22 protein-coding genes are annotated in these 24,480 nt (G+C 67.5%); 14 read left to right on the top strand and 8 right to left on the bottom strand.

All coding sequences use genetic code 11. From position 1 onward, the window contains the following. Window position 1: 1 nt before the first annotated feature. The 5 genes from AB7O82_RS18945 to AB7O82_RS18925 form a co-directional block, all read right to left on the bottom strand. Entirely contained in the window at window positions 2-1,423 is a 1,422-nt protein-coding gene (locus AB7O82_RS18945; RefSeq protein WP_428542158.1) for an amidase, read from the bottom strand. Beyond that, a complete protein-coding gene (locus AB7O82_RS18940) occupies window positions 1,423-2,832 on the bottom strand; it encodes an amidase (protein ID WP_428542161.1) in 1,410 nt (469 codons plus the stop codon). The genes AB7O82_RS18945 and AB7O82_RS18940 overlap by 1 nt, the downstream gene beginning before the upstream one ends. Then, on the bottom strand, window positions 2,829-4,202 hold the full coding sequence (locus AB7O82_RS18935; RefSeq protein WP_428542164.1) for a tetratricopeptide repeat protein: 1,374 nt from the start codon (window positions 4,200-4,202) through the stop codon (window positions 2,829-2,831). Before AB7O82_RS18935 ends, AB7O82_RS18940 begins: the two co-directional genes overlap by 4 nt. 176 nt (window positions 4,203-4,378) lie before the next feature. Beyond that, window positions 4,379-4,750 (bottom strand): hypothetical protein, encoded by a 372-nt coding sequence (locus tag AB7O82_RS18930; protein WP_428542167.1) that lies wholly within the window; start codon window positions 4,748-4,750, stop codon window positions 4,379-4,381. 194 nt (window positions 4,751-4,944) lie between these two features. Further along, window positions 4,945-5,811: a DUF4743 domain-containing protein gene (locus AB7O82_RS18925; RefSeq protein WP_428542170.1), complete on the bottom strand. Its 867-nt coding sequence runs from the start codon at window positions 5,809-5,811 to the stop codon at window positions 4,945-4,947. Between the two features lie 113 nt (window positions 5,812-5,924). Between AB7O82_RS18925 and AB7O82_RS18920 the strand changes: the two genes are divergently transcribed. Next, a complete protein-coding gene (locus AB7O82_RS18920) occupies window positions 5,925-6,293 on the top strand; it encodes a hypothetical protein (protein ID WP_428542173.1) in 369 nt (122 codons plus the stop codon). Window positions 6,294-6,302: 9 nt separating this feature from the next. On the opposite strand, the gene AB7O82_RS18915 is transcribed toward AB7O82_RS18920, so the two are convergent. After that, window positions 6,303-8,300: a methylmalonyl-CoA mutase family protein gene (locus tag AB7O82_RS18915; RefSeq protein WP_428542176.1), complete on the bottom strand. Its 1,998-nt coding sequence runs from the start codon at window positions 8,298-8,300 to the stop codon at window positions 6,303-6,305. A 102-nt stretch (window positions 8,301-8,402) separates the two neighbouring features. Between AB7O82_RS18915 and AB7O82_RS18910 the strand changes: the two genes are divergently transcribed. From AB7O82_RS18910 to AB7O82_RS18880, 7 genes are all read left to right on the top strand, one after another. After that, complete coding sequence (locus AB7O82_RS18910) at window positions 8,403-9,602, top strand: YjgN family protein (protein ID WP_428542179.1); 1,200 nt, start codon at window positions 8,403-8,405, stop codon at window positions 9,600-9,602. Window positions 9,603-9,604: 2 nt separating this feature from the next. After that, entirely contained in the window at window positions 9,605-10,687 is a 1,083-nt protein-coding gene (locus tag AB7O82_RS18905; protein WP_428542182.1) for a M48 family metallopeptidase, read from the top strand. Between the two features lie 196 nt (window positions 10,688-10,883). Then, on the top strand, window positions 10,884-12,425 hold the full coding sequence (locus AB7O82_RS18900) for an ABC transporter substrate-binding protein (RefSeq protein WP_428542185.1): 1,542 nt from the start codon (window positions 10,884-10,886) through the stop codon (window positions 12,423-12,425). Window positions 12,426-12,452: 27 nt separating this feature from the next. Then, window positions 12,453-13,406 (top strand): ABC transporter permease, encoded by a 954-nt coding sequence (locus AB7O82_RS18895; protein ID WP_428542188.1) that lies wholly within the window; start codon window positions 12,453-12,455, stop codon window positions 13,404-13,406. After that, on the top strand, window positions 13,399-14,325 hold the full coding sequence (locus tag AB7O82_RS18890; protein WP_428542191.1) for an ABC transporter permease: 927 nt from the start codon (window positions 13,399-13,401) through the stop codon (window positions 14,323-14,325). Before AB7O82_RS18895 ends, AB7O82_RS18890 begins: the two co-directional genes overlap by 8 nt. Next, window positions 14,322-15,302 (top strand): ABC transporter ATP-binding protein, encoded by a 981-nt coding sequence (locus AB7O82_RS18885; RefSeq protein WP_428542194.1) that lies wholly within the window; start codon window positions 14,322-14,324, stop codon window positions 15,300-15,302. Before AB7O82_RS18890 ends, AB7O82_RS18885 begins: the two co-directional genes overlap by 4 nt. Next, window positions 15,299-16,261: an ABC transporter ATP-binding protein gene (locus tag AB7O82_RS18880; protein WP_428542197.1), complete on the top strand. Its 963-nt coding sequence runs from the start codon at window positions 15,299-15,301 to the stop codon at window positions 16,259-16,261. Before AB7O82_RS18885 ends, AB7O82_RS18880 begins: the two co-directional genes overlap by 4 nt. Before the next feature lie 161 nt (window positions 16,262-16,422). Here AB7O82_RS18880 and AB7O82_RS18875 read toward each other — a convergent pair whose 3' ends face one another. Further along, window positions 16,423-17,181, bottom strand: coding sequence for a pentapeptide repeat-containing protein (locus AB7O82_RS18875; RefSeq protein WP_428542200.1), 759 nt, complete (start codon window positions 17,179-17,181; stop codon window positions 16,423-16,425). A 27-nt stretch (window positions 17,182-17,208) separates the two neighbouring features. After that, entirely contained in the window at window positions 17,209-18,327 is a 1,119-nt protein-coding gene (locus tag AB7O82_RS18870; protein ID WP_428542203.1) for a mandelate racemase/muconate lactonizing enzyme family protein, read from the bottom strand. 61 nt (window positions 18,328-18,388) lie between these two features. Here AB7O82_RS18870 and cimA point away from each other — a divergent pair, with 61 nt between their 5' ends. From cimA to AB7O82_RS18840, 6 genes are all read left to right on the top strand, one after another. Then, window positions 18,389-19,993, top strand: a complete 1,605-nt coding sequence (cimA, locus tag AB7O82_RS18865) for a citramalate synthase (RefSeq protein WP_428542206.1) — start codon at window positions 18,389-18,391, stop codon at window positions 19,991-19,993. A 253-nt stretch (window positions 19,994-20,246) separates the two neighbouring features. Next, window positions 20,247-21,368, top strand: coding sequence for an HlyD family secretion protein (locus AB7O82_RS18860; RefSeq protein ID WP_428542209.1), 1,122 nt, complete (start codon window positions 20,247-20,249; stop codon window positions 21,366-21,368). Continuing rightward, window positions 21,365-22,861, top strand: a complete 1,497-nt coding sequence (locus tag AB7O82_RS18855) for a DHA2 family efflux MFS transporter permease subunit (RefSeq protein WP_428542212.1) — start codon at window positions 21,365-21,367, stop codon at window positions 22,859-22,861. The genes AB7O82_RS18860 and AB7O82_RS18855 overlap by 4 nt, the downstream gene beginning before the upstream one ends. A gap of 52 nt (window positions 22,862-22,913) precedes the next feature. After that, window positions 22,914-23,021, top strand: coding sequence for a ribbon-helix-helix domain-containing protein (locus tag AB7O82_RS18850; RefSeq protein ID WP_428542215.1), 108 nt, complete (start codon window positions 22,914-22,916; stop codon window positions 23,019-23,021). A gap of 146 nt (window positions 23,022-23,167) precedes the next feature. Then, a complete protein-coding gene (locus AB7O82_RS18845; RefSeq protein WP_428542218.1) occupies window positions 23,168-23,479 on the top strand; it encodes a type II toxin-antitoxin system RelE/ParE family toxin in 312 nt (103 codons plus the stop codon). A 123-nt stretch (window positions 23,480-23,602) separates the two neighbouring features. Then, window positions 23,603-24,480, top strand: an 878-nt coding sequence (locus AB7O82_RS18840; protein WP_428619934.1) for a substrate-binding domain-containing protein, incomplete at its 3' end; no start/stop codon positions are given.

The following is a 24,480-nucleotide window of genomic DNA, read 5'->3' as shown; positions in this document are numbered from 1 at the left end:
TTCAAATCTTGTGCGCCATCGGCGGCGCCGGGATCGGGCGGACGCGTTCGTAGGCGGCGGCGGCGCGCAACACCAGGGCATCGCGGGCGTGGCCGGAGACGATCTGCAGGCCGATCGGCAGGCCCTCGCGGTCGAGGCCGCAGGGAATCGTGGCGGCCGGCTGTCGCGTCAGGTTGAAGGTGAGCGTGAACGGTGTCCAGCCGATGTCGACGCCGTCGCCGCCCCATGCAGCATTCTCATTCACGGCGAAGGCCGTCATCGGCATGGTCGGCGTCAGCAGCAGGTCGTACTTGGCCATGAACTGATTCATGACGACGCCGATCTGCTGTCGTTGATGGATCGCCGTCACCACGACCTCCTGCCCGAGATTGGCGCCGACCTCGGCGGCCTTGAGAAGGCCAGGGTCCATCAGGGCGCGCTTTTCCGGTGCGAAGCTCTTGACCAGTATGGCCACGTTGGATTGCCAGTGCGCGTTCAGCACGCGGCGCGGATCGAGCCCCATCAGGTCAGGCGAGTCTTCGACCACGCGCGCGCCCAGGGTCTTGAAGACCCTTACGGCATTGTCGACCGCGACGGCGACGTCACGATCGATCTTCTCGCGCTCGACGAACCCGAGATTTGGCGAGTAGGCGATGCGCAGGCCCTTCACGCCCTTGTCGAAACCCTTGAGATAATTCTCCTCGTCGTCGGGACGGCCGTAGAGGTCACGCGGATCGGGCCGGGCGATCACGTTCATCATCATCGCCGCGTCGCGCACGGTGCGTGTCATCGGCCCGACATGCGACAGCGTACCCTGGGCCGAAGGCGGGAACAGCGGCACCCGCGCCTGCGTCGGCTTGAGACCGAACAGTCCGGTGAAGGCGCAAGGGATGCGCACCGAGCCCGCGCCGTCGGTGCCGATGGCGAGGCTGCCCATGCCGACCGCCTCGGCGGCGACGCCGCCGCCCGACGAGCCGCCCGGCGTGCGGCCGATCTTCCACGGATTATGGGTGGCGCCGAACAAGGGCGAATCGGTCACGCCCTTCCAGCCGTACTCGGGAGAGGTCGTCTTGCCCAGCAGCACCGTGCCGGCGGCGCGCAAATGCGCCGCCACCGGCGCATCGACAATCCATGGGCCGTCGGCGTCGGTCGCCATGCTGCCCATGCGCGTCGGCATGCCCCTCGTCAGCACCATGTCCTTGATCGTGATCGGCACGCCGTCGATGTCGGAGAGCCGCTTGCCACCCTTCTTCCAGCGCTTCTCCGAGGCGCGCGCCGCACGCAAGGCACCGTCGGGGTCGAGATGCTGGAAGGCATTGAGCTCCGGGTTGAATGCCTCGACGCGCGCCAGCGCCGCCCGCGTCGCCTCGACCGGCGAGGCCTTGCGCGCCTTGTAGAGCTTCACCAGCTCGTGGGCCGGCATCATCGCAAGATCGGCGGTCATCACTTGGTCTCCGGTAGATCAGGGAACTCGAGGGGATTGGCTTCGGCATAGCGGGCGGCGGCGCGCAGCACCAGGGCGTCGCGATAGTGGCCGGCGACGATATGCAGGCCGATCGGCAGGCCGTCGCGGCCGAGGCCGCACGGCACCGAGGCCGCGGGATGGCGGCTCATGTTGAAAGTCGCGGTGTAGGGCGACCACAGCACGTTGCCCCTGCCGTCGGGCCCGAGAGGCAGGTTCTTGCCGGCCTCGAACGGCTGCACGGCGACGGTCGGCGTCAGCAACAGGTCGTAGCTGGCGAAGAACCGGTTCCAGGCGATGGCGAGTTCGCGCCGCGTCGCTTGCGCGTTCACCACGTCCTGCACCGTGTAGCGAAGGCCCGCCTTGGCCGAGGCCAGCAGGTTAGGATCGAATTCACTGTGCCGACTCTCGGGGAAGAGCTGCAGCAGTCGCTGCAGGGCGGAGAGCCAGTGAACGACGAAAGCACGGCTGGCGTCGGCATATGGGAAGGGCGCCGTCACTTCCTCGACCTTGCAGCCCAGCGCGCTGAACTGCCTGGCTGCCCTGGTGACCAGGGAGGCGACCTCGATGTCGAGCGGGTGGTCGCCGAAGCGCAGGACGAAGCCGACTTTGAGCTTCTTCAGGTCGCCATCGAGCTTCTTCGCGTAGTTGATGTCGTCGGCCGGCAGGCCGTAGGCGTCGCGCGCATCGGGCCGCGAGATGACGTTCATCATCAGGGCGCAGTCGAGTGCGGTGCGGCACATCGGCCCGGTGTTGGAGAGATCGCCGGTCATCGACGGCGGCCAGGCGGGGACGCGGCCGAACGTGGCCTTGAGCCCGACCAGGCCGCTGAAACTGGAGGGAATGCGCACCGAGCCGCCGCCGTCGGTGCCGATGGCGATCGGCCCCAGGCCGGCCGCGACGGCGGCGCCTGCGCCGCCCGAGGAGCCGCCCGGCGTGCGCTCGATGTTCCACGGGTTGCGCGTGATGCCGTTCAACGGCGAATCGGTGACACCCTTGTGGCCGTACTCCGAGCTGGTGCTCTGGGCGAAGACGACGGCGCCCGCCTCGCGCAGGCGGGCGACCGCCGGTGCATCCTCGTCGACCGGGCTCTTGTCGGTGAGCTTGCTTCCCATGCTGGCGGCCCAGCCCTTGACCCGCACCAGCTCCTTGATCGATACGGGCACGCCGTCGATCGGCGACAACGGCTCGCCCTTCTTCCAGCGTCGCTCTGACGCGCGCGCCGCCTTCACTGCCGCGTCGCCATCGACGTGGCGAAAGGCGTTGATCACGGGATTGATCCTTTCGGTGCGCTTCAGCACCGCCTTCATGGTCTCGACCGGCGAAGCCTTGCCCTTGCGGTAGAGCGCCGAGAGCCTGGCGGCCGTCAGTTGGGTGAGATCATCGTTCATCCCGGACTCCATGTGCGGTACTTGGCTGCGAGCTGCCCGGCCTCGAGCTCGGCGAGTGTCGCCCGCTCGGTACGACCGACCCGGCGATAGAGCGCGCCCAGCGAGCGCTTGGTCCACGGCACGGTTGGCCGCTCGCGTTCGTCGGCCTGCAGGAGAGCGATGGCGGCGTCGTTCCAGCCCGAGCGCATCAGGGCGTCGAGATGGATGGCGCCGAACAGGGCCCGCTGGGCGATGCTGCCGCCGATCGACTGCACATGCGGCATGGCGCGGCCGAGCAGGGAGGCGGCCTCGGCATGATTGCCCACTGCGTGGGCGGCAAGGCCGTGCGCCATCGGCACCGCGCAATCGCCCCACGCCTCGCGCTCGAAGGGCTTCGCCGTCTCGGCGCGCTCCTCGAGGCTCGCCAGCATCTCGGTGACGGCGCTGCGTTCGCCGGCCCGAGCCAGGCCGTAGAGATACTGCAGGTCGAGGAAGGGCGAGTAATGCTCGTGCAGGCGGGGCTTCAGATAGCTGGCGAGGTCGGACCAGCGATCGCCGACGTCGAGGCCGCGCAGCTCGAGCCGTGCCAGCAGGGAGACGGCGTTGATCTGGTCTTCGCAGAATTCCTTCCACACGCCCCAGACGCGCCGGTCGTAGAGCGCCAGCGCCTCGTCGGCGCGCTCGAGATCGATCAGGAAGAGCGCGAGATGCCACCAGTTGTGGGTGTACATGAAGGAGTTGCAGCGCTCCCAGGTGTCGGACATCGCGGCCAGGAATGCCTCGCCTTCGACCAGCCGGCCGCGCGCCTCGAAGCAATGGGCGATCACGTGATGTGCCCACGGGTCGTCGCGGGCGAGAGTTAGAGCGTACTGCGCGATGCCCTCGGCCTCGTCGAGACGATGGTTCTCGACCAGGCCGAAGGCGTACATCGCGTGCACGAAGCGATTGTCGCGGCCGGAGTCGAACAGCCGCTCGCCGAAGCGGAGCAGCGCCCGAGCGTCGCCGCGGTTGAAGGCGTGCAGCTGGCCGAGCTTGCCGGCGAGCAGATCGCGCGGCCAGTGGATCGTCAGGTGGTCGAGCCTGTCGAGGCTGCGATTGGTGTCGCCGTCGACCCAGGCTTCGGTCGCGGCGAGCCAGGCACGCTCGCGATCGTTGGCGTCGGCGCCGTCGCGCGCCAGCGCCCTGGCGCGGGCGAGGTACTGCCTGGCGGCATGATGGCCTTCGGCGGAATGCATCGACAGGACGAGATTGGCGGCCATCAGCGGCAGCAGCGGGCAGCGCTCCTCGCGGTCGGCGGCGGCGATGAACTCGGGCAGGCGATTGCCGAAGGCCAGCCATTCGTTGGTGAGGAAGTCGAGGGCGGCGATTGCCTCGCCATTGGCGTTGCTCACCTCCAAGCCCTGACCGTCCCGCGCCAAACCTGCCCCCGCTTTCCGTTGGCCGAGCTTCGCACGGCCTGGGAACTTGGGCAAAAGTCGGGGGAGGCCCCCAGCTCCGCGGCGCGCACCACGATGCCGCGCAGATCGGGGCGGTACCCGCCCCGATTTTCATGGCGATATCAGTTCGCTTACGATTTCGGCGAGCCGCCGAGGAAGCAGTAGATCATGCCGCTGCGGCTGGCGCAGATGTGGCTGTTGCCATCGGGGGCGAGTTGCTGGAGCACTACCCTGGGCGGTACGGGCACCCATCGACCATTGATCAACGCCCGCCACGTTCCGTCGTCCGTCTGATAGGCGCGGGTCGGGCGGCAATCGCCTTCGATGCCGTTGGTCGTGCCATTGCAGCAGGAATAGCCGGTGCCAGGCTGCTTCAGCTGCTGGTACCAGTCGTGATTCTCAGCGTGGCCTTGGCCGTGATTGCCGCTCTGCGATGCGACGGGCCCGATCGCGAGACCGAGCAGGCCGATCGAAAAGGCAACAGAATAAGCACGTCGTGGCATGGGGGGATGCCATCTCATCGCAGCCAGTCGAGCCAGCGACGTATTCCAAGCGACGCGCCATTCGCTCGGCTGATTCCGTTGCCGACATGTTACATGAAGAAATGCGGGAAAACGACTGTGATCTGACTGGGATTGTTCCGGCGTGCGTGCGGGCTGAGGCATGAGAAAATGCTCCCTCACGCGCTGCAACGGTCTCACGTTTCCAGAGGTTGCGTCGCCTTCAATTCACGCACGATGTGGATGAAATCGGGATCGTCGGCCGCGAACAGCCCGTGGCGGACGAAGAAGTCGATCAGCACCAGATTGCAGTTGTACTTGAAGTCGAACGTGTCGCGTACAGTCTCGAACACGCGCTGCACGGGCCACAGCTCGAAGGAATGCACCTCGCCGTCGTTTGCGCGCGGTGTGAAATCCTCCGCCAGCTCGAGATCGAAGCACACCATGATGTCGGGCTTGAGCTGCGGGCCCGACTGATTCCAGTAGCTGATGTAGCTCACGGCGCGAGCCTGCTCGGCGAGGAGCCGAGGAATCGATGCCTCTTCCGCACACTCCTTGATCAGGTTGTCGCGCAGGCCGATGCCGGCTGGCTGTCCCCCTGCCACCGTATTGTCGAGCTGCCCCGGGAAGGTCGGCTTGGCATAGGAACGGCGCGGCACCCAGACGTGCAGGCCGTCGCGCCTCCGGACATATCCGGTCAGGTGGGGGCCGAAGGCGCGGACGCCGAACCAGGGTGCAGCGGCGCGCTCGATCTCCATCAGCGGCGGCCGGCCCCATTGCCAGGTGACGGGATAGGGCTCCTCGCGCCACAGCCCTGCGAAATAGCCGCGCCCGCGCAGCTCGAGAAGAAAAGCGCGCACCGCCGCCGTTCGCTTTGCCGGTGTATCGAGCGTGGGGTCGAGATGCCAGGCGGCCGCGCGATGGGCGAATAAGTCGGGGCGCCTGGCCAGCTCGGGTGCGAAGTCACGATGGACGAATCCGGCGCGCTCGTCGCCGATGAACCACGGCTCGAACTCGGCGAGACGGGCGTTGTTGCAGCGTGCAATGTGATCGAGGAAGGACATCGCCTCGGGAGATAGCCCGGCGGCGCTGCCGCTGTCATGCTTGAACTCGAGCGTTCCACGCCCGCGGGCAAGGAAAGGTGACGCAACGGCGCCGCTCTGCGACAGTCCTGCCGATGACCGAAGAAGAACTGCAAAAGACTCTCGACGACTTTCTTGTCGCATCCGAACGTCACGACGTGTTCGTCGAGGAGTTCGACGGCCAGGATGTTCGGCTGCGCTTCTCGCTCGCGCCCGGCGAGCGATGGAGCAGCGCTGCCTTGCTATCGCTTGCCGACACGTCATTGCGCGCGGCGGCGGGCCTCGATCGACGGCTGTTGCATCTCACCGTCACGGTGCTCCGGCAAGCACAGGATGCCGACATGATTGCACTGTCGCGTGTGATTCGGCGCGACGGTGTCGTTGTCAATGCCGAAGCCTGGCTGTTCAGCCACGCAGCGGTCGAGCCCACCCTGCACGCGACGGCAAGTTTTCGAACTGACTGACGGCTGCGGCTACGCCGCCTCTTTCCACGCGCTGTCCACCACCGAGACGATGTCGCGCATGATCTGCGTCAGGTCGAAGTCCTTGGGCGTGTAGACGCGGGTCACGCCGGCCTTGACGAGCGCCTCGGCGTCGGCCGGCGGGATGATGCCGCCGACCACCACCGGCACGTCGGCGATGCCGGCGCCGCGCATGCCCTCCAGCACCTCGCCGACCAGCGAGACGTGGCCACCCGACAGGATCGACAGGCCGACCACATGCACGCTCTCCTCGAGGGCGGCATTGACGATGCGCTCGGGCGTCAGCCGGATGCCCTCGTAGACCACCTCGATGCCGCAGTCGCGGGCGCGTACGGCGATCTGCTCGGCGCCATTCGAATGGCCGTCGAGGCCGGGCTTGCCGACCAGCATCTTGATGCGCCGGCCGAGTCGGCGCGAGACAGCCTCGACCTCGCGTCGCACCGTCTCGAGCCGGCCGTCGCTCACGCCGACGGCGCGGGCGACGCCGGTCGGCGCGCGATATTCGCCGAACACCGAGCGCAGCGTGTCGGTCCATTCGCCGGTGGTGATGCCCGCCTTGGCGCAGGCGATCGACGCCGGCATGACGTTGCGGTCCTCGCGTGCCGCCGACGTTAGCTCGGCCAAGGCCTTGGCTACGGCGGCGCCATCGCGGGCGACGCGCCATGCCTTCAGGCGCTCGACCTGGTCGCGCTCGACGGCGGCATCGACGGTCAGGATGGCGCCTTCGCCGCTCGCCGACAGCGGCGAAGGCTCGGCCTCGGTGTAGGCGTTGACGCCCACCACCGTCTGTTCGCCCGCCTCGATGGCGGCGAGCCGGCGCAGGTTCGACTCGACCAGGCGCTGCTTCATGTAGGCCGCTTCGATCGCCTCGACCGCGCCGCCCATGTCGGCGATGCGCGCCATCTCGGCCGTCGCCTCGGCCTTGAGCTCGTCGACCTTGCGGGCGACCTCGCTGCTGCCGTCGAAGATGTCGCCATACTCGAGCAGGTCGGTCTCGAAGGCCACGATCTGCTGCAACCTGAGCGACCATTGCTGGTCCCACGGTCGCGGCAGGCCGAGCGCCTCGTTCCAGGCGGGCAGCTGCACCGAGCGGGCACGGGCGTTCTTGCTCATCACCACGGCCAGCATCTCGAGCAGGATGCGGTAGACGTTGTTCTCCGGCTGCTGCTCGGTGAGCCCAAGCGAGTTCACCTGCACGCCGTAGCGGAACAGCCGCTGCTTGGCGTCGGCGACGCCGTAGCGCGTGCGCGTCAGCTCGTCCCACAGCTCGGCGAACGCCCGCATCTTGCACATCTCGGTGACGAAGCGGATGCCGGCATTGACGAAGAACGAGATGCGACCGACCACCTGCGGGAAATCCGCCTCCGGCACCTGGCCACGTGCCCGCACCGCGTCGAGCACGGCGATGGCGTTGGCGAGCGAGAAGGCGAGCTCCTGCACCGGGGTCGCGCCGGCTTCCTGCAGGTGATAGCTGCACACGTTCATCGGGTTCCACTTCGGAACCTCGCGATAGGTGAAGCCGATCGTGTCGGCGGTCAGCCGCAGCGACGGTTCGGGCGGGAAGATGTAGGTGCCGCGCGAAAGATATTCCTTGATGATGTCGTTCTGCGTCGTGCCCTGCAGCCTGGCGCGGTCGACGCCCTGCGCCTCGGCGGTGGCGATGTACAGCGCGAGCAGCCACGCCGCCGGCGCATTGATCGTCATCGACGTGTTCATGCGGTCGAGCGGGATGCCGTCGAACAGGGTGCGCATGTCGCCGAGATGGCTGATGGGCACGCCGACTTTGCCGACCTCGCCCCTGGCCAGCGGATGATCGGAGTCGTAGCCGGTCTGGGTCGGCAGGTCGAAGGCGACCGACAGGCCGGTCTGGCCGCGCGCCAGGTTGGTGCGATAGAGCTCGTTCGACTTGGCGGCGGTCGAATGCCCGGCATAGGTGCGGATGAGCCAGGGCCGGTCGCGCTGGGGCTTGGGGGAGGGCTGGGCGGTCATGGTGGCGGGCATCGAGGCGGTTGCGTAAAATTCCCTACATCAATCGATGCTGCATTGCAGCATCATTCGTTTTGCAATGCAAATGGGCAGAATTCACCACCCGTGAGCCATCCGTCCCCTCCCTGGCAGCAGCCCGTCGCTGCGGCCGAGCAGCCGGTCGCAGCGGCCGCACCGGCGGCACCCGATCTGACGCCCAGCCGCCCCGTCTACGACGGCCGGCTGGGCGAGCTTTATGCCATCTACCTGCGCCACGTCGTGCTGATGCTGCTGACGCTCGGCTGGTCGCGCTTCTGGGGACGCACTCGGCTGCGCCGCTATCTGTGGAGCCACTTCGCCATCCTGGGGGACCGCTTCGAGTATCGCGGGCGCGGCCGCGAGCTGCTGATCGGCTTCCTGCTGGCGCTGATGCTGATCGCCGCCTGGGGCGGCCTGATGTGGCTGGTATGGATCCATGTCTTTCACGAGAAGCCGATGGCGAGCTTCGGTGCCTTCGACGCCTTCACGCTGTCGGTGGCGCTGATCGGCTTTCCGCTCGCCTATGTCGGCCACTATGCCGGTCTGCGCTATCGCCTGTCGCGTACGCGCTGGCGCGGCATCCGCTGCTGGCTGGCCGGCTCCGCCTGGTCGTACGGCGCTTCGGCGACGTTCCTCACCCTGGTCAATGCCATCACCGGGCAGCTCCTGACACCGGTCGTGTCGGTCAACCTCGCCCGCCCGCGCATCGCCAACGTGCGCTTCGGCACCCTGCCATTCGCCTTCGCCGGCAGCGCCGGCGACGTCTACGGCCGCTACATCGGCTACTACTTCCTCAACATACTGGCCTGGGGGCTTGCCCTGGTCATCGTGTTCGCCGCGATCGGCGGCACGGTGAGCGAGCTCGGCGTCGAGGCCGATGACATCGGCGACCTGCTCGCCCACCCCGACGCGCGCACCATCGTGATCGCCATCGCCATCGCGATCGCCGCGTACGTCCTGTTCGGCCTGCTGATCCTGCCGCTGCGCTGCTGGTGGCAGGCCTACCTGTTCCGCTACCTGGTGGCCCGCAGCCGCGCCGGCAACGTCCTGTTCGCCACGGCGATCTCGACCCGGCAGATGTGGGGCTTCATGGTCCTGAACTACCTGATCGTGCTGCTGACCCTGGGGCTCGGTTGGCCGTGGGTGATGCACCGCACGCTGCGCCTGATCGCCCGGGAGCTGTGGATCTACGGCGCACCCGATGGCGCCACGATCAGCCAGCCGGCCAGTCGCGGCCCGGGCTTCGGCGAGGGCCTGCTCGACATGTTCGACGTGACCGGCGTGTGACGATGGCCGATTCCGGTCCCGCGCCCCGCGCCCGCTTCTATGATGGCGTCACCGCCCTGGTGCACGGCGCCGACGTGCGCGCCACCGCCAGCGACCTGGTAATCGTCCGGCGCGCCGATTCCTTTGTCCTGGCGCGCTGGCCGATCGCCGACGTTTTCGTGCTGGGCGACGTCGAGCACGAAGGGGTGCCGGCGGTCGCCTGCAAGGGCAGCGATGCGCGCCTCGTCGCCGACGATCTCGAGTTGCGCCGCCAGCTCGCCCAGCTGATCCCCCACCTTGCCAGGCTGACGACGACGCCGGCGGCATCGGGCGCTCGGATTGCGAGCTTCGGCGCCACGCTGGTGGCGCTGCTCGGCGTGTTCTGGTTCGCGGTCGACTATGGCAGCGAGTACGCCGCGCCCCTGCTGCCCCACAGCCTGCAGGCCAGGCTCGGCGAAAGCGTCTACGACGAGATTACGGCCGACAAGGAGGAATGCCACGGCAAGGCCGGGCTGGCGGCGATCAACGGTCTCGCCAACCGCCTCGCCCAGGCGGCGGGCTACGAGCATCCGATCACGGTGCACGTCATTGCCGGCGGACCGGTCAATGCCTTCACCCTGCCGGGCGGCATCCTGGTATTCTTCTACGATCTGATCGACCAGGCCAAGGACAGCTCCCAGGTGGCGGGCGTGCTGGCGCACGAGATCGGCCATGTCGTCCACCACCATCCGACCAAGGGCCTGGTCCGCCAGTTTGGCATCGACCTGATGCTGAAGCTGGTGAGCGGCGGCTATTCCGACGTCATCGGCACGCTGGGGAGCGGCGGCAGCCTGCTGCTCGCCCTGCGCAACGGACGTGCCTTCGAGCGCGAGGCCGACGCCACCGGCGTCTCCCTGCTCGAGAAGCTCGGGATTCGCGCCGACGGCATCGCCAGCTTCTTCGAGCAGATGATTAAAAAGGAGTCGACGGACATGGCGGCCGCGGCCGGCATCTGGTCGAGCCATCCGCCGACCGCCGAGCGCATCGCCGCCACCAAGCGCCTGCCCGTCGGGCGGCCGGCCTTCACCGACGCCGAGTGGCGCGCGTTGCGCAACGTCTGCCGCTGAGCGAGTATCGTGCCGTTCCTGTCGGAACGGGTCGCATCCGTTTCGAACCTGGCGAGCTCGGCTTCACCGAGCTTGCCGCCTTTCGAGTAGCCGCTTGCCTCGTGTGTATTGCGTCCACCGCATAAGCGCCGCACCATCGGCGCCAATCAAGACAAACGATCGAGAGTCATGGCCTCGTACAACAGGGAGGACGAACATGATGTCGAACACTTGGATTCGGTTGACGGGGGCCGGCCGGCGCTCGGCGATCATCGGCGCCGTGCTGGCCGGCGTGGCGGCGTTCTTGGCAGTCGGAGCAGCAGAGGCTGCCAACAAGACCCTGACGGTCGGCATCGAGCAGGAGCCGACCGGCTTCGATGCGGTCAAGGGGCGAGTGCTCGGCGAGGCGCCGGCCTCGGTGATGCTGACCATGGTCGACCGGCTGATGGCCTATGACGCCGACGGCAAGCTGAAGGGCGAGCTGGCCGAGTCGATGACGGCGTCCGAGGACGGCCTGACCTACATCTTCAAGCTGCGCAAGGGTGTCAAGTTCCATGACGGCAGCGACTTCACCGCCGACGACGTGGTCACTCACTACAACCGCGTCCTCGACCCGGCCAGCAAGTATGTCGGGCTGATGTTCATCAGTCCGATCAAGGGGGCCGAGAAGGTCGACGACCACACCGTGCGCATCAATCTGAAGCATCCCTGGCAGCCGATGCGAGACGGCCTGTCGGCGTTCGCCCTGTGCTGCTTCATTCCGTCGGCCAAGGCGGTCGCCGCCGACACCATGAACCGCCAGCCCGTCGGAACCGGCCCGTACAGGTTCAAGGAGTGGCGGGGCGGCGACAAGATCGTGGTCGAACGCAACCCGAACTACTGGAACAAGGACGCCAAGGTCCATTTCGACGAGATCGTGTTCAAGGTGCTGCCCGACCAGCAGACCCGCCAGGCCGCGCTGCAATCCGGCGAGATCGACGTCCACTGGACCGATCGCGGCCATTCCATCGTCCAGGCCAAGAGTGACCCGAAGCTCACCGTGTACAGCCGCAACGGCGAGGGCGGCGGCATTCTCTTCCTCAACAATTCCAAGCCGCCGCTCGACGATGTCCGCGTCCGACGCGCGCTCAGCATGGCGTGGGACCAGAAGTACTATGTCGAATCGCAGCTGCAGAATACGCAGCTGGTCACCAAGACCGGCTTCGATGACGAAGGCAAGTGCGACTCGGGCTACCTGGGAGACGCCAAGTTCGCCGAGGCCAAGAAGCTCGTCGCCGAGATCGGCAAGCCGATCGAGGTCGAGCTGATGCACACAGCGACGCAGCGAGGCCGCGAGTACGGCCTGCTGTGGCAGCAGCTGGCCAAGCGCGCCGGCATCACCATGAAGCTCAAGCCGATGGACCAGGTCGCCTTCATCGGCAACGTGTTCAAGAACGACTACCAGATGGCCGGCTGGCGCATCGCCGACGCCGGCGATATCGGGCCACAGCTGTTCGCGCTGCTGCAGTCGAAGAGCCCGTACAACCTGGCCCACTATGCCGACCCGGAGATGGACAAGCTGCTGGTGACCATGCGCACGGCGCCGACGCCGGAGAAGCGCAAGACGGCAATGTGCTCGGTGGTGCGCAAGATGAACCAGGATGCGCCGATCCTTTGGGCATCCGGCCGCACGCACAACGCCATCGCCAAGAAGGGCCTCAAGGGTCTGCGCCCACTGTATCAAGGGGTCGTGGACGTTCGCTTCGCCTGGTTCGACTAGCCGCACGCCAGCCGACCGGTCCCGCCGATGCGGTATCTGGGCCGTAAGCTGCTCAGGCTGGTCTTCGTCGTCGTGGCGGTGACGACATTGACGTTCCTGTTCGTGGCCCTGCTGCCGGGCGACATCGCCTATCTGGTCGTCGGCCCGACGGCAACCCCGGCCGAGGTCGAGGCGGTGCGCGAGCAGCTCGGCCTCGACCGGCCGATGCTGGTGCGCTACGGCGAATGGCTGGCGGCTCTGGCGCAGGGCGACCTCGGTGTCTCGCTGCGCACGTCGGAGCCGGTCGGCGAGGCGATCCTGAGCCGCCTGCCGGTGACCATCGAGCTGATGGTGCTGGCGCAGGTGATCGCGATGGCGCTGGCAGTGCCGCTCGGCGTGCTGTGCGCCTACCGGCAGAACCGCTGGGTCGACCGCGCCGTCACGCTGGCCGGCTTCGCCATGATCTCGGTGCCGCCCTTCGTCATGGCGCTGGTGCTGATCTTCATCATCGCGTTGCGGCTGGGCTGGCTGCCGGCCACCGGCTACGTGCCGCTTTCCGAGGGTTTGTGGGACAATTTTCGCACCTTCGCCCTGCCGGCGCTGTCGATCGCCCTGATCGAATGGGTGACCCTCATGCGCCTGCTGCGCAACGACATGATCATGACGCTGCAGGAGGACTTCATCGCCATGGCCCGGGCCAAGGGTCTGCCGGCCTGGCGGATCCTGTTCCGCCATGCACTGAGGCCTTCGTCGTTCAGCCTGATCACCATTCTCGGCCTGCAGATCGGTGCCCTGATCGGTGGCACGCTGATCATCGAATCGATCTTCGCCCTGCCCGGCATCGGCCGGCTGCTGCTGACCGCGATCTTCAGCCGCGACTACGTGGTGGTGCAGGGCTGCATCCTGTTCATCGCCGTCGCCTACGTGGTGATCAACTTCCTGGTCGACCTGACCTACAGCTTCCTCGACCCGCGCATCCGGGTGGGCGGCCGCGATGGCTAGCACTGTCGACGATGTCGCCGCCGCCGGAGAGGCCGAAGGGCTCACCGTTCGCCGGCGGGGCCGCCGCCTCGGCCTCGGCTTCTGGCTGCCGGTCGCCTGGATCGGCCTGGTGGTGTTCGGCGCCGTGACGGCCGACTTGTGGCCGATGCCGGCGCCCGAGACCATCGACTTCCTCAACCGAGCGGCGGTGCCGGGAACGGTCGGCGAGATCGAGCTCGCCGGCGAGACCGACCTCAGCGAGCACCGCTACCTGCTCGGCACCGACAATATCGGCCGAGACATCCTGTCGAGGCTGGTGTACGGCGCCCGGGTCTCGCTGACGATCGGCCTGCTGTCGCCGCTGATCGGCCTGCTGGTCGGCGGCGCGCTGGGCGTGCTTGCCGGCTACTATCGCGGCCGCGTCGAGGGCGTGGTGGTGGCCGCGATGGACATCATCCTGGCCTTCCCGGCCCTCGTGCTGCTGCTGGGAATTACCTTCTACCTTGGCCCGTCGCTACCCAACCTGATCCTTGCACTCGGCTTTCTGTCGGTGCCGGCGTCGGCCCGCGTCGCCCGGGCCAACACGCTGAGCCTCGCCGGCCGGGAGTTCGTGCTCGCCGCCAAGGCGATGGGCGCCTCCGACCTCTACATCCTGGTGCGCGAGATCGTACCCAACGTGGTGATGCCGCTCCTGGTCTTCGCCATGCTCCTGGTCGCGGTGCTGATCGTCGCCGAAGGGACGCTGAGTTTCCTTGGCCTGTCGGTACCGCCGCCGACGCCGAGCTGGGGAGCAATGATCGAGGAAGGCCGAGAGCTGCTCGACCAGGCGCCGCACGTCACCATGATCCCGGCGGCGGCGATGTGCCTGACGGTGCTGTCCTTCAACCTGATCGGCGACCGTCTGCGCGGGCTGATCGATCCGCGCGAGAGCCGACTGTGAGCGCGACGCCGCTGCTCTCGGTCGAGGATCTGCACACGCACTTCCGCACGCCGCGTGGTCGGGTGCGCGCGGTCGACGGCGTCTCCTTCGCTCTCGACCGCGGCCGGACGCTGGGCATCGTCGGCGAGAGCGGCTGCGGCAAGTCGGTGCTGGCGCGCACCATCATGAGCCTGCTGCCGTCCACCGCCCAGGTGCCGTCGGCCAGCCGCGTGACCTTCGAAGGCCGCGACCTGCGTCGGCTGTCGGAGCGCCAGCTGCGCCAGGTGCGCGGCCGCCACATGGCGATGATCTTCCAGGATCCGATGACGTCGCTGAACCCGGTGATGACCTGCGGCGCGCAGATCGTCGAGACCTTGACCTATCACATGGGTCTGGGCCGGCGCGCCGCGCGCGAGCGGGCCGTCGAGCTGTTCACAGCGGTCGGCATTCCGGAGCCGGCCCGGCGGGTAGACCACTACCCGCACCAGCTCTCCGGCGGCATGCGCCAGCGCGTCGCCATCGCCATCGCGCTCAGCTGCGAGCCGGCGCTGCTGATCGCCGACGAGCCGACCACGGCGCTCGACGTGACCGTGCAGGCCGAGATCCTCGACCTGCTGAGCCGACAGCAGCGCGAGCGCCACATGGCGCTGATCCTGATCACTCACGACCTCGGCGTCGTCGCCGGCCACACCGACGAGGTGGCGGTGATGTATGCCGGACGCATCGTCGAGCGCGCCGCCACGACGACGCTGTTCGCCCACACGCGAATGCCCTACACCGAGGCGTTGCTGCGCTCGATCCCGCGCCTGGCCGATCCGCCGCACACGCCGCTCGAGACCATCGCCGGGCGGCCGCCCGAGCTGATCGACCCGCCGCCCGGCTGCCGCTTTGCGCCGCGCTGCCGCTATGTCGCCGAGGACTGCCGCCGCGCGACGCCGGAGCTCAGCGGCGACGGCCATGCCTTCGCCTGCTGGCACCCGCTGGGGGCTGCGTCGTGAACGCACCGCTGCTCAGCGTGCATGAGCTGTCAGTCGAGTTCCGGGTGCCGGACGGGCGTACCGTGCATGCCGTCTCCGGCATCAGCTTCGACCTCCGTCGGGGCGAGACGCTGGGCCTGGTCGGCGAATCCGGCTGCGGCAAGTCGTCGGCGGCGCGGGCGCTGATGCAGCTGCCGCCGCCAACAGGCGGCCAGGTGTGGTTCGAGGGCACCGACCTGGCGACGCAACCGGCGGCGCAGCTGCGCCGCCTGCGGCCGCAGCTGCAGATGATCTTCCAGGACCCGATCGCCTCGCTCAATCCGCGGCACACCGTTGCCGACATCGTCGCCGCGCCGTTGCGGGTGAACAGGCGGCTGTCGAAGCCGGAGATCGGCCCACGGGTCGCGGCCATGCTGGAGGCGGTCGGCCTCGAGCCGACGCTGGCGCTCGATCGCCGGCCGCACGAATTCTCTGGGGGGCAGTGCCAGCGCATCTCGATCGCCCGCGCGCTGATCCTGGAGCCGTCGCTCCTGATCTGCGACGAGCCGGTGTCGGCGCTCGACGTCTCGGTGCAGGCGCAGATCCTGAACCTGCTGCGCGAGATGAAGGCGCGCATGGGGCTCACCATGCTGTTCATCTCGCACGACCTGGCGGTGGTGAAGAACGTCTCCGACCGCGTTGCCGTGATGTATCTCGGGCGGATCTGCGAGCTGGCGCCATCCGAAGCGCTGTACCGGGCGCCGGCGCACCCCTACACGGCGGCGCTGCTCAGTGCGATACCGGTGCCCGACCCGACACAGCCGGTCAGGCAGGTGAAGCTCACCGCCTCGGACTTGCCGTCGCCGATGGATCCGCCGAGCGGCTGCCGGTTCCGCACGCGTTGCCCGCGCGCCGAGGCCCGCTGCGCCACCGAGGTGCCGCTGCCGAAGGAGGTTGCGCCCGATCACCAGGTGGCGTGCCATTTCCCGCTGACGGCGTGAGCTGTTGCAAGAGCTCTTGTTCCCTCCATGGTGGTGAAGGGCTCATCGCTGGGAGCGCGCCACTCCCGTGGCGCTCATAAGATGTGTGATCGGCAAGAAGAGCGCCATCGGAGTGGCGCGCTCCCAGCCATGAGCACCTGGTCAGCACCTCGGCGGAGAGATCAAGAGACTACCCGGATCCCGATCTGCTCGAGCAGGTTGGACTGCTCGCTTTCGCTGATCGTGAGGCCGGCATAGTCGGCGAGCACCGCAAGGTTCAGTCCGGCGAGCTGGGAGCCGCTGAGATCGGCGTTGGCGAGCTTCGCCTTGTCCCATTCGACGCGGTCGAGGGCGCATTCCAGCAGCCTGGCGTCGCTGAGGTCGGTGCCGATGAGCGACGCCTCCGACAATCGGCAGAAGCGGAACTCGGCGTTCGCCAGTTGCAGTTCCGACAGATCGGCGAAGGCGAGGTTGCAGCGCTCGAACGAGGCCTTGGTCACGGTCGATCGGCGTGACAGTGCCCTGGTGAAGGACGAGCGGACGAACCGGGCGCCGCGAAAGCTGCTGTCGGTCGCGCCGAGACCGTAGAGTTCGCAGCGATCGAACGTGCAGGTCGCAACGTTGCACTTCTCCACGACGAGGGCATGCATGTCGCAAAAGGCGAAGACGGAGCCGGCCTTCTTGTCGACGTCGAACAGGGTGCAGCCGGCGAGGGCGGCTTTGGCGAGCTTGCAGTTGGCGAAGCGCGTCGGCTCGAAGCGGCAGTCCTTGAACGTCGATTCGGAAAAATTGGCGCCGCGGATCGTCGGCAAGGCGAACCGGCAGCGCTCGAAGCGGCTCTCCGAGAGATCGAGGTCGTCGAGCGAGAGGTCGGGCGAGAACGTCCGGTCGGCGTAGGTGCGGTCTCCTTCCGCGAGGGCGCGCAGTTCGTCCTGTGTCATGCCAACGAGATCATACCGTCGGGATCATCATGCCCTGAAGCGCTGGCCGCCCTTGCGGAAGTCCCTGAGGATCTCCGGGCGGAAGGCGAGCCCATGGCCGGGCCGTTCGGGCGGGCTCATGGTGCCGTCCTTGGCCGGCAGCACGGGCTCGATCCACAGGTCATCGTTCCAGTCCATGTACTCGAGGTAATTCGCGTTGGGGATCGACGCCAGCAGATGGACCATCGTCTCGTGGAACAGGTGAGGGGCGATACGGATGCCCCACGGCTCGGCTGCCGCTGCGATCTTGCGCAGCTCGGTGTAGCCGCCGCGCATCGGGTCGGGCTGCAGGATGGGCACGCAGGGCGTCTCGAGGAAGGGGCGGAGGTCGTTGCGGGTGAAGTGGCTCTCGCCGCCCACGACCCGGGTCTTCAGTGCCGCGGCGATGCGCCGGTAGCCGGCGAAATCCTCGGCGACCACCGGCTCCTCGAGCCAGTAGGGATCGAACTCGTCGATGCGATGGCCGGCCTGGATGGCGGTGTCGGCATCCCAGCCCATATTGACGTCGATCATGATCTCGATGCCGTCGCCCATCTGTTCGCGCATGGCGCGCACATTCTGCACGTCCTCGCGCCACGGCCTGATGTGGGCGACCTGCATCTTGATGGCCTTCAACCCCTGTGCGGTGAATTCCCTGGCCCGGGCGATCATGCCGTCACACCCCAGCCCGCGGAAGCAGCCCGAGCCGTAGGCCGGCACCGCCGTGCGGGCGGCGCCCCACAGCCGGAACAGCGGCAGGCCGGCCCGCTTGCCGACGATGTCCCACAAGGCCATGTCGACGGCGCTCTGGGCGAACACGGTGACGCCCATGCGGCCCAGCCAGAAATTGCTGCGATAGAGCACCTGCCAGATCGCCTCGACCTCGGTGGCGTCGCGGCCGACCACGTGCGGGGCGATCAGCTCCTTCATGCAGGCATCGAGCGTGTCGAGGCCGCCGCGCAGCGGCATCAGGTAGCTCATGCCGACCAGGCCGCCCTGGGTCTCGATCTCCAGGACATAGAGGTCGCGGAACGGCGCCGACAGGATGCCGGCGGCCGGCGGCTTGCCGCGCCACGGCACCTGCAGGAGCGTGGAGCGCAGCTCGACGATGGTGGTGGATGTGGTCATGAGGAGGGCGCGGTCATGAACGGTATCTCCCGGGGCGAGGGCCCACTATGATGCGGCCGGCATGAACCAGTCCAACCGCATCTATCTCTTCGACACCACCCTGCGAGACGGCGCCCAGACCCAGGGCGTGGATTTCACCGTGGCCGACAAGGCCGCGATTGCGCGAGAGCTCGACCGGCTCGGCATCGACTACATCGAGGGCGGCTGGCCGGGCGCCAATCCGACCGACGACCGCTTCTTCGCCGAGCCGCCCGCCTTCCAGAATGCGAAGTTCGTGGCCTTCGGCATGACCCGTCGCGCCGGGCGCAGCGCCGCCAACGATCCCGGGCTGGCTGCCATCCTGCAGACCAAGGCGCGCAACGTCTGCATGGTGGGCAAAACCTGGGACTTCCATGTCGACGTGGCGCTCGAGGTCGACCGCGCCGAGTACCTGGAGATGATCTCCGATTCGCTCGCCTACGCGAAGAGCCGCATGGAAGAAGTCATGTTCGACGCCGAGCATTTCTTCGACGGCTACAAGGCCAACCCCGACTATGCGATGGCCTGCCTTGGCGCGGCGGAGAAGGCGGGCGCGCGCTGGCTGGTTCTGTGCGACACCAACGGTGGCACCCTGCCGCACGAGGTCGAGCGCATCGTCGGCGAGGTGACCAGAAAGATCCCGGGCGATCGCATCGGCATCCACACCCACAACGACACCGAGAACGCCGTTGCCAACACGTTGGCGGCCGTTCGCGCCGGCGCCCGCCAGGTGCAGGGTACGATCAACGGGTTGGGCGAGCGCTGCGGCAACGCCAACATGATCGCCCTGATCCCGAACCTGGTGCTCAAGATGGGCTTCGACACCGGCCTGAAGCCCAATGCGATGCAGCGGCTCACCCACCTGTCGCGCCTGCTCGACGACCGGCTGAACGTCGTGCCCAACCGCAGCGCCGCCTATGTCGGCACGCGCGCCTTCGCCCATAAGGGAGGGCTGCACGTGTCGGCGGTCGAGAAGGATCCGAAGACCTACGAGCACGTCGATCCAGAGGTCGTCGGCAACCAGCGCATCATCGTGGTCAGCGACCAGGCCGGCCGGTCCAACATCATGGCCCGGTTCCGCCAGATCGGCCTCGAGGTCGATCCCAAGGATCCCGGCGTCGCGCGCCTGCTTGAGACCGTCAAGGAGCGCGAGGCCGAGGGATATGCCTACGATGGCGCCGACGCCTCGTTCGAGCTGCTGGCGCGCCATGAGCTGCACACCGTGCCCGACTATTTTGCGCTGCAAAGCTTTCGCGTGCTGGCTGAGCGGCGGGTCAATGCCCGCGGCCAGTTGATCGCGCTCTCGGAGGCGACGGTGAAGCTCGATGTCGCCGGCCGGCGGGCGATGGAGGTGGGCGAGGGCAACGGCCCGGTCAACGCGCTCGATGCTGCACTGCGAAAGGCACTGATCCCGGTCTATCCTGAGCTCGAGGACATGCGGCTGGTCGACTTCAAGGTGCGCATCCTCGATTCGGCCGGCGGATCGGCCGCCACCACGCGCGTCATGATCGAAAGCGCCGACACGAAAAGCCGATGGTCGACCATAGGCGTGTCGCCGAACATCGTGGATGCTTCGTACAACGCCCTCTACGACGCCATCACCTACAAGCTGTTTCGTGATGGTGCGACGCCGGCGCGGCCGGCTTGACGTCTTGCGGACCGCGGGCGTCTCGCCCGCTCATGAGCATGAGCGGGCGAGACGCCCGCGGTCCGCAAGACGATGATCCGCGCCGGTTTGCTGGAGTGGCGCGGTCCCAGACATGACCCGGCCCGACAAAGCCCTCGCGGCCGGCCTAGCAGCCATGCTGCACCCGCCTGTTGACCAGCCGGGGCGCGCGGCAGACCATATGTAGGTGAGAGACGGAGAACAGCTGGACGCGCGCGTCCCGACGCAGGGGCCCGTGGTCGCGCCGGCGCCGGTCCCGGTCGTGCCGCGTCGGTCGCGGCTCGGTGGTCGCGCTCTGGCGCGCGTCGTCATGTGGTTCCTGCCGCTGCTCGTGATCGTCGCGACGGCCTTGGTCTGGCTGGCGTCCGGCCGCTACGTCAGCACCGACAATTCCTACGTGAAAGGGGATCGTGCGCAGATCGCGACCGAGCTCTCCGGCATCATCGTCGAGGTCCCGGTGCAGGAGAACCAGCACGTCTCGCGCGGCCAGCTCCTGTTCCGGCTCGACGACCAGGCCTATCGCCTGGCGCTTGCCAAGATCGAGGCCGAGATGGAGACGACGCGCGCCGATATCCGCGGCCTGCGCGCGCAATGGCGCACCAAGCGCGAGGAGATCAAGGCGGCCCTCAGCCAATTCAACTACGCCCAGGCCGAGTTCGACCGGCAGTCTGACCTTGCCGACAAGAAAATCGCCTCGACCCAGAAGCTCGAAGAGACGCGCATGGGGCTGGAGGTGGCACGCCAGCGCATCTCGGCGGCGCAGGAGGATCTGCAGCGCATCGAGGCGCAGCTCGCCGGCGATCCCAAGATTCGGGCGGACAATCATCCGCGGGTGAGGCAGATGATGGCGGCGCGCGAGGAGGCGCTGCTGCAGCTGCGGCGCACGACCATCGAGGCGCCGCTCGATGGCATCGTGGCCAAGCGGCCGGTGCCCGGGAGCTACGCCACCGCCGGCGTGCCGGTGATGGTGGTGGTGGCCGACAGGGATCTCTGGATCGAAGCCAACTTCAAGGAGACTGAGCTCACCCTGGTGCGGCCGGGCCAGCCAGCGACGATCAGGATCGATACCTATCCCGACGCCGAGTGCACCGGTTCGGTGTCGAGCATCGCCCAGGCAACCGGCGCGGAGTTCGCCGTGCTGCCGCCGCAGAACGCCTCGGGCAATTGGGTCAAGGTCGTGCAGCGCATCCCGGTGCGAGTCTCGGTCGCCTGCCGTGAGAGCGACCCGCCGCTGCGCGTCGGCATGAGCACGACCGTCGAGATCGACACCGGCCACAGCCGCTCGCTCGGCAGCCTGATGGCGGGCCTCGCCAAGACCTTCGGCCTGTCGAGCGCGTCGGCCACCGCCAAGCCATGACGACCGACCCGTCGGTCAGGCGCCGGCGCGGCCTGATCACGCTGGTGGTCATGATGGCCACCATCATGCATGCGCTCGACGGCACCATCGCCAATGTGGCACTGCCCTCGATCCAGGGCTCGCTGTCGGCAACGCAGGAGCAGGTCTCCTGGGTCGTCACCTCGTACATCGTGGCCTCGGCCATCCTGACGCCGTTCGCCGGCTTCTGCGCCACCCGCTTCGGCCTGCGCACCACGCTGTCGACCTGTGTCGTCGGCTTCACCATCGTGTCGATGCTGTGCGGGGCGGCGCAAAGCCTCGATCAGCTCGTGCTGTTCCGCGCCCTGCAGGGCGGCTTCGGCGCCGCCCTGGTGCCGGTCTCGCAGGCCATCATGATGGACACCTACCCGCGCGAGGAGCAGGGCAAGGCGATGGCCATGTGGGGCGTCGGCACCATGATCGGGCCGATCGTCGGCCCCTCCCTCGGCGGCTGGCTGACCGACGAATTCACTTGGCGCTGGGTGTTCTACATCAACTTGCCGGTCGGCATCCTCTGCACCACCGGCATCCTGCTGCTGGTGCGTGACACGCCGCACGACCGGCGCCGGCCGTTCGACCTGCTGGGCTTCGCCTTCCTGGCGATCGCCATCGGCAGCTTCCAGCTCATGCTCGACCGCGGCCAGCAGCTCGACTGGTTCGATTCGATCGAGATCATGGGCGAGGCCCTGGTCGCCGGCGTGTCGTTCTCGATGTTTCTCATCCACATGCTGACCGACCGCCAGCCGTTCCTGTCGCGCGATTTGTTCCGCGACCGCAATCTGTCGGTCGGGCTGCTGCTGACCGCGATAACCGGCCTGGTCCTGATCGTGACGGCGACGCTGATGCCGCCGTTCCTGCAGCAGCTCAAGGGCTATCCGGTGTTCACCACCGGCATCGTGCTGGCGCCGCGCGGCGCCGGCATGATGATCTCGATGATGCTGGTGTCGCGCCTGATCGGCCGCTTCGACGCACGCGTCCTGATCGGCCTGGGCTTCGCCATGTGCGCGGTGTCGCTGTGGGAGATGACCACCTTCACGCTCGAGGTCAGCGAGAGCCGGATCATCTGGAACGGCGTCCTGCTTGGCTTCGCGCTCGGGCTGGTCTTCCCGCCGCTCACCACGCTCACCTTCGCCACCCTGCCGCCGCGGCTGCGCACCGAGGGGGCGGCGATCAACGCCCTGATGCGCAACATGGGCGCCTCGGTCGGCATCGCCGTGCTGGTCTCGCTGCTCGCGCGCAACACCCAGGAGAACCGCGCCGAGCTGGTCGGCCAGCTCACGCCCTACAGCGCCGGCTGGCCGTTCGGCCGGGTGATGCCGGGCGCCGATTCGCAGATGCTCGCGGTGTGGGACGCCGAGATCAATCGCCAGGCGGCGATGATCGGCTACCTGAACGACTTCCGCGCGATGACGCTCTGCACCCTGCTGGTGATCCCGCTGCTGCTCTTCATGCGCAAGCAGGTGCTCGTGCGGTAGGGCATACCGGCTCCGGCGTTGGCAAAAACTGCCACGAGCCTAGAATGCGCCCATGCCTAGGACCATGAACGTCGCCATATCGCGCGACCTGAAGGCCTACGTCGATCGACAGGTTGCCGAGGGCAGCTATGCCTCGTCGAGCGAGTATGTTCGCGACTAGATTCGGCAGGATCAACGCCAAAAGGCCGAGCAGAGCTTGGCGGAGCTCGTGCGCCAAGGACTGGAGAGCCCCGAGGAGCCGAATGACCCCGCATACTGGCAGAAGCGGCGTCAGGCACTGCAGCGGTCTATCGCCAAGAAACGACAGTGAGAGCTGTCAAGCGACGCCGGGCTACTCGGGACATTGACGAGCACGCTGCCAACATCGCTTCACATAATCCGAGAACCGCATATCGCTTCCTTGAGATGGTCGAAGAGATTCTTGATGTGCTTGGACGCCATCCACGGATCGGCTCGCCTCGCTTCCATCACACAGTCTCCGGATTGCGCGCCTTTCCCGTGCGGTCATTCGAATCCCATATCGCGCTCTATTTCATTGCCGGAGGCAGGGTGCAGGCCGTGCGTATCGTTCACGGGGCGAGCGACCTGGAGGAGCCGCTCGAAGGGCCGTGGACGTAGCTTCCTCTCCGCCTTTCACAACCTTGACCTCCCTGCAGCGCGCACATCATAGTTTGAAGCAGCCTCGTCAGCAGGTTTTCACAGCTTGGCGCTCGCGTAGGCCAGACAACAACAGGAGGAAACATGGCTCGCACACCTTTTGCGGCGCTGGCTGGCGCCGCCATCCTGGCCGGCATGGCGGCAGTGAGTGCGCCGGCACAGGCGCAGGTTGTCGGGGTGAGCTGGTCGAACTTCCAGGAGGAGCGCTGGAAGACCGACGAGGCGGCGATCAAGGCGGCGATCACGGCGGCCGGCGGAACCTACATCTCGGCCGATGCGCAGAGCAACGCCACCAAGCAGCTCGCCGACATCGAAGGGCTGCTCGCCCGCGGCGCCAAGGCGCTGATCGTGCTGGCGCAGGACGCCAATGCGATCCGGCCCGCCATCGAAAAGGCGCTCAACGAGGGCATCCCGGTGATCGGTTACGACCGCCTGATCGAGATGAAGGACGTGCTCTACATCACCTTCGACAACAAGGAGGTCGGCCGCGTCCAGGCGCGCGAGGTCTTCAAGGTGAAGCCGGAGGGCAACTACGTCTTCATCAAGGGCTCATCGTCCGATCCCAACGCCGACTTCCTCCACGCCGGCCAGATCGAGGTCCTGGGCGACGCCATCAAGGCCGGCAAGGTCAAGAAGGTCGGCGAGGCCTACACCGACGGCTGGCTGCCGGCCAACGCGCAGCGCAACATGGAGCAGTTCCTCACCGCCAACAGCAACAAAGTCGACGCGGTCGTGGCGTCGAACGACGGCACCGCGGGCGGCGCCATCGCGGCCCTTGCGGCGCAGGGCCTGGCCGGTTCGGTGCCGGTGTCGGGCCAGGACGGCGACCAGGCGGCCTTGAACCGCGTCGCGCTGGGCACGCAGACGGTGAGCGTGTGGAAGGACGCGCGCCTGCTCGGCAGGACCGCCGGAGAGCAGGCGATGGCGATGGCCAAGGGCGCCAAGCTCGCGGCGCTGCAAGG

It is taken from the genome of Reyranella sp. (genome assembly GCF_050185545.1).
In the GTDB taxonomy this organism is placed as follows: domain Bacteria; phylum Pseudomonadota; class Alphaproteobacteria; order Reyranellales; family Reyranellaceae; genus Reyranella.
Note: the sequence above shows the minus strand (reverse complement) of the source record. Positions and strands in the feature narration are given on the sequence as shown.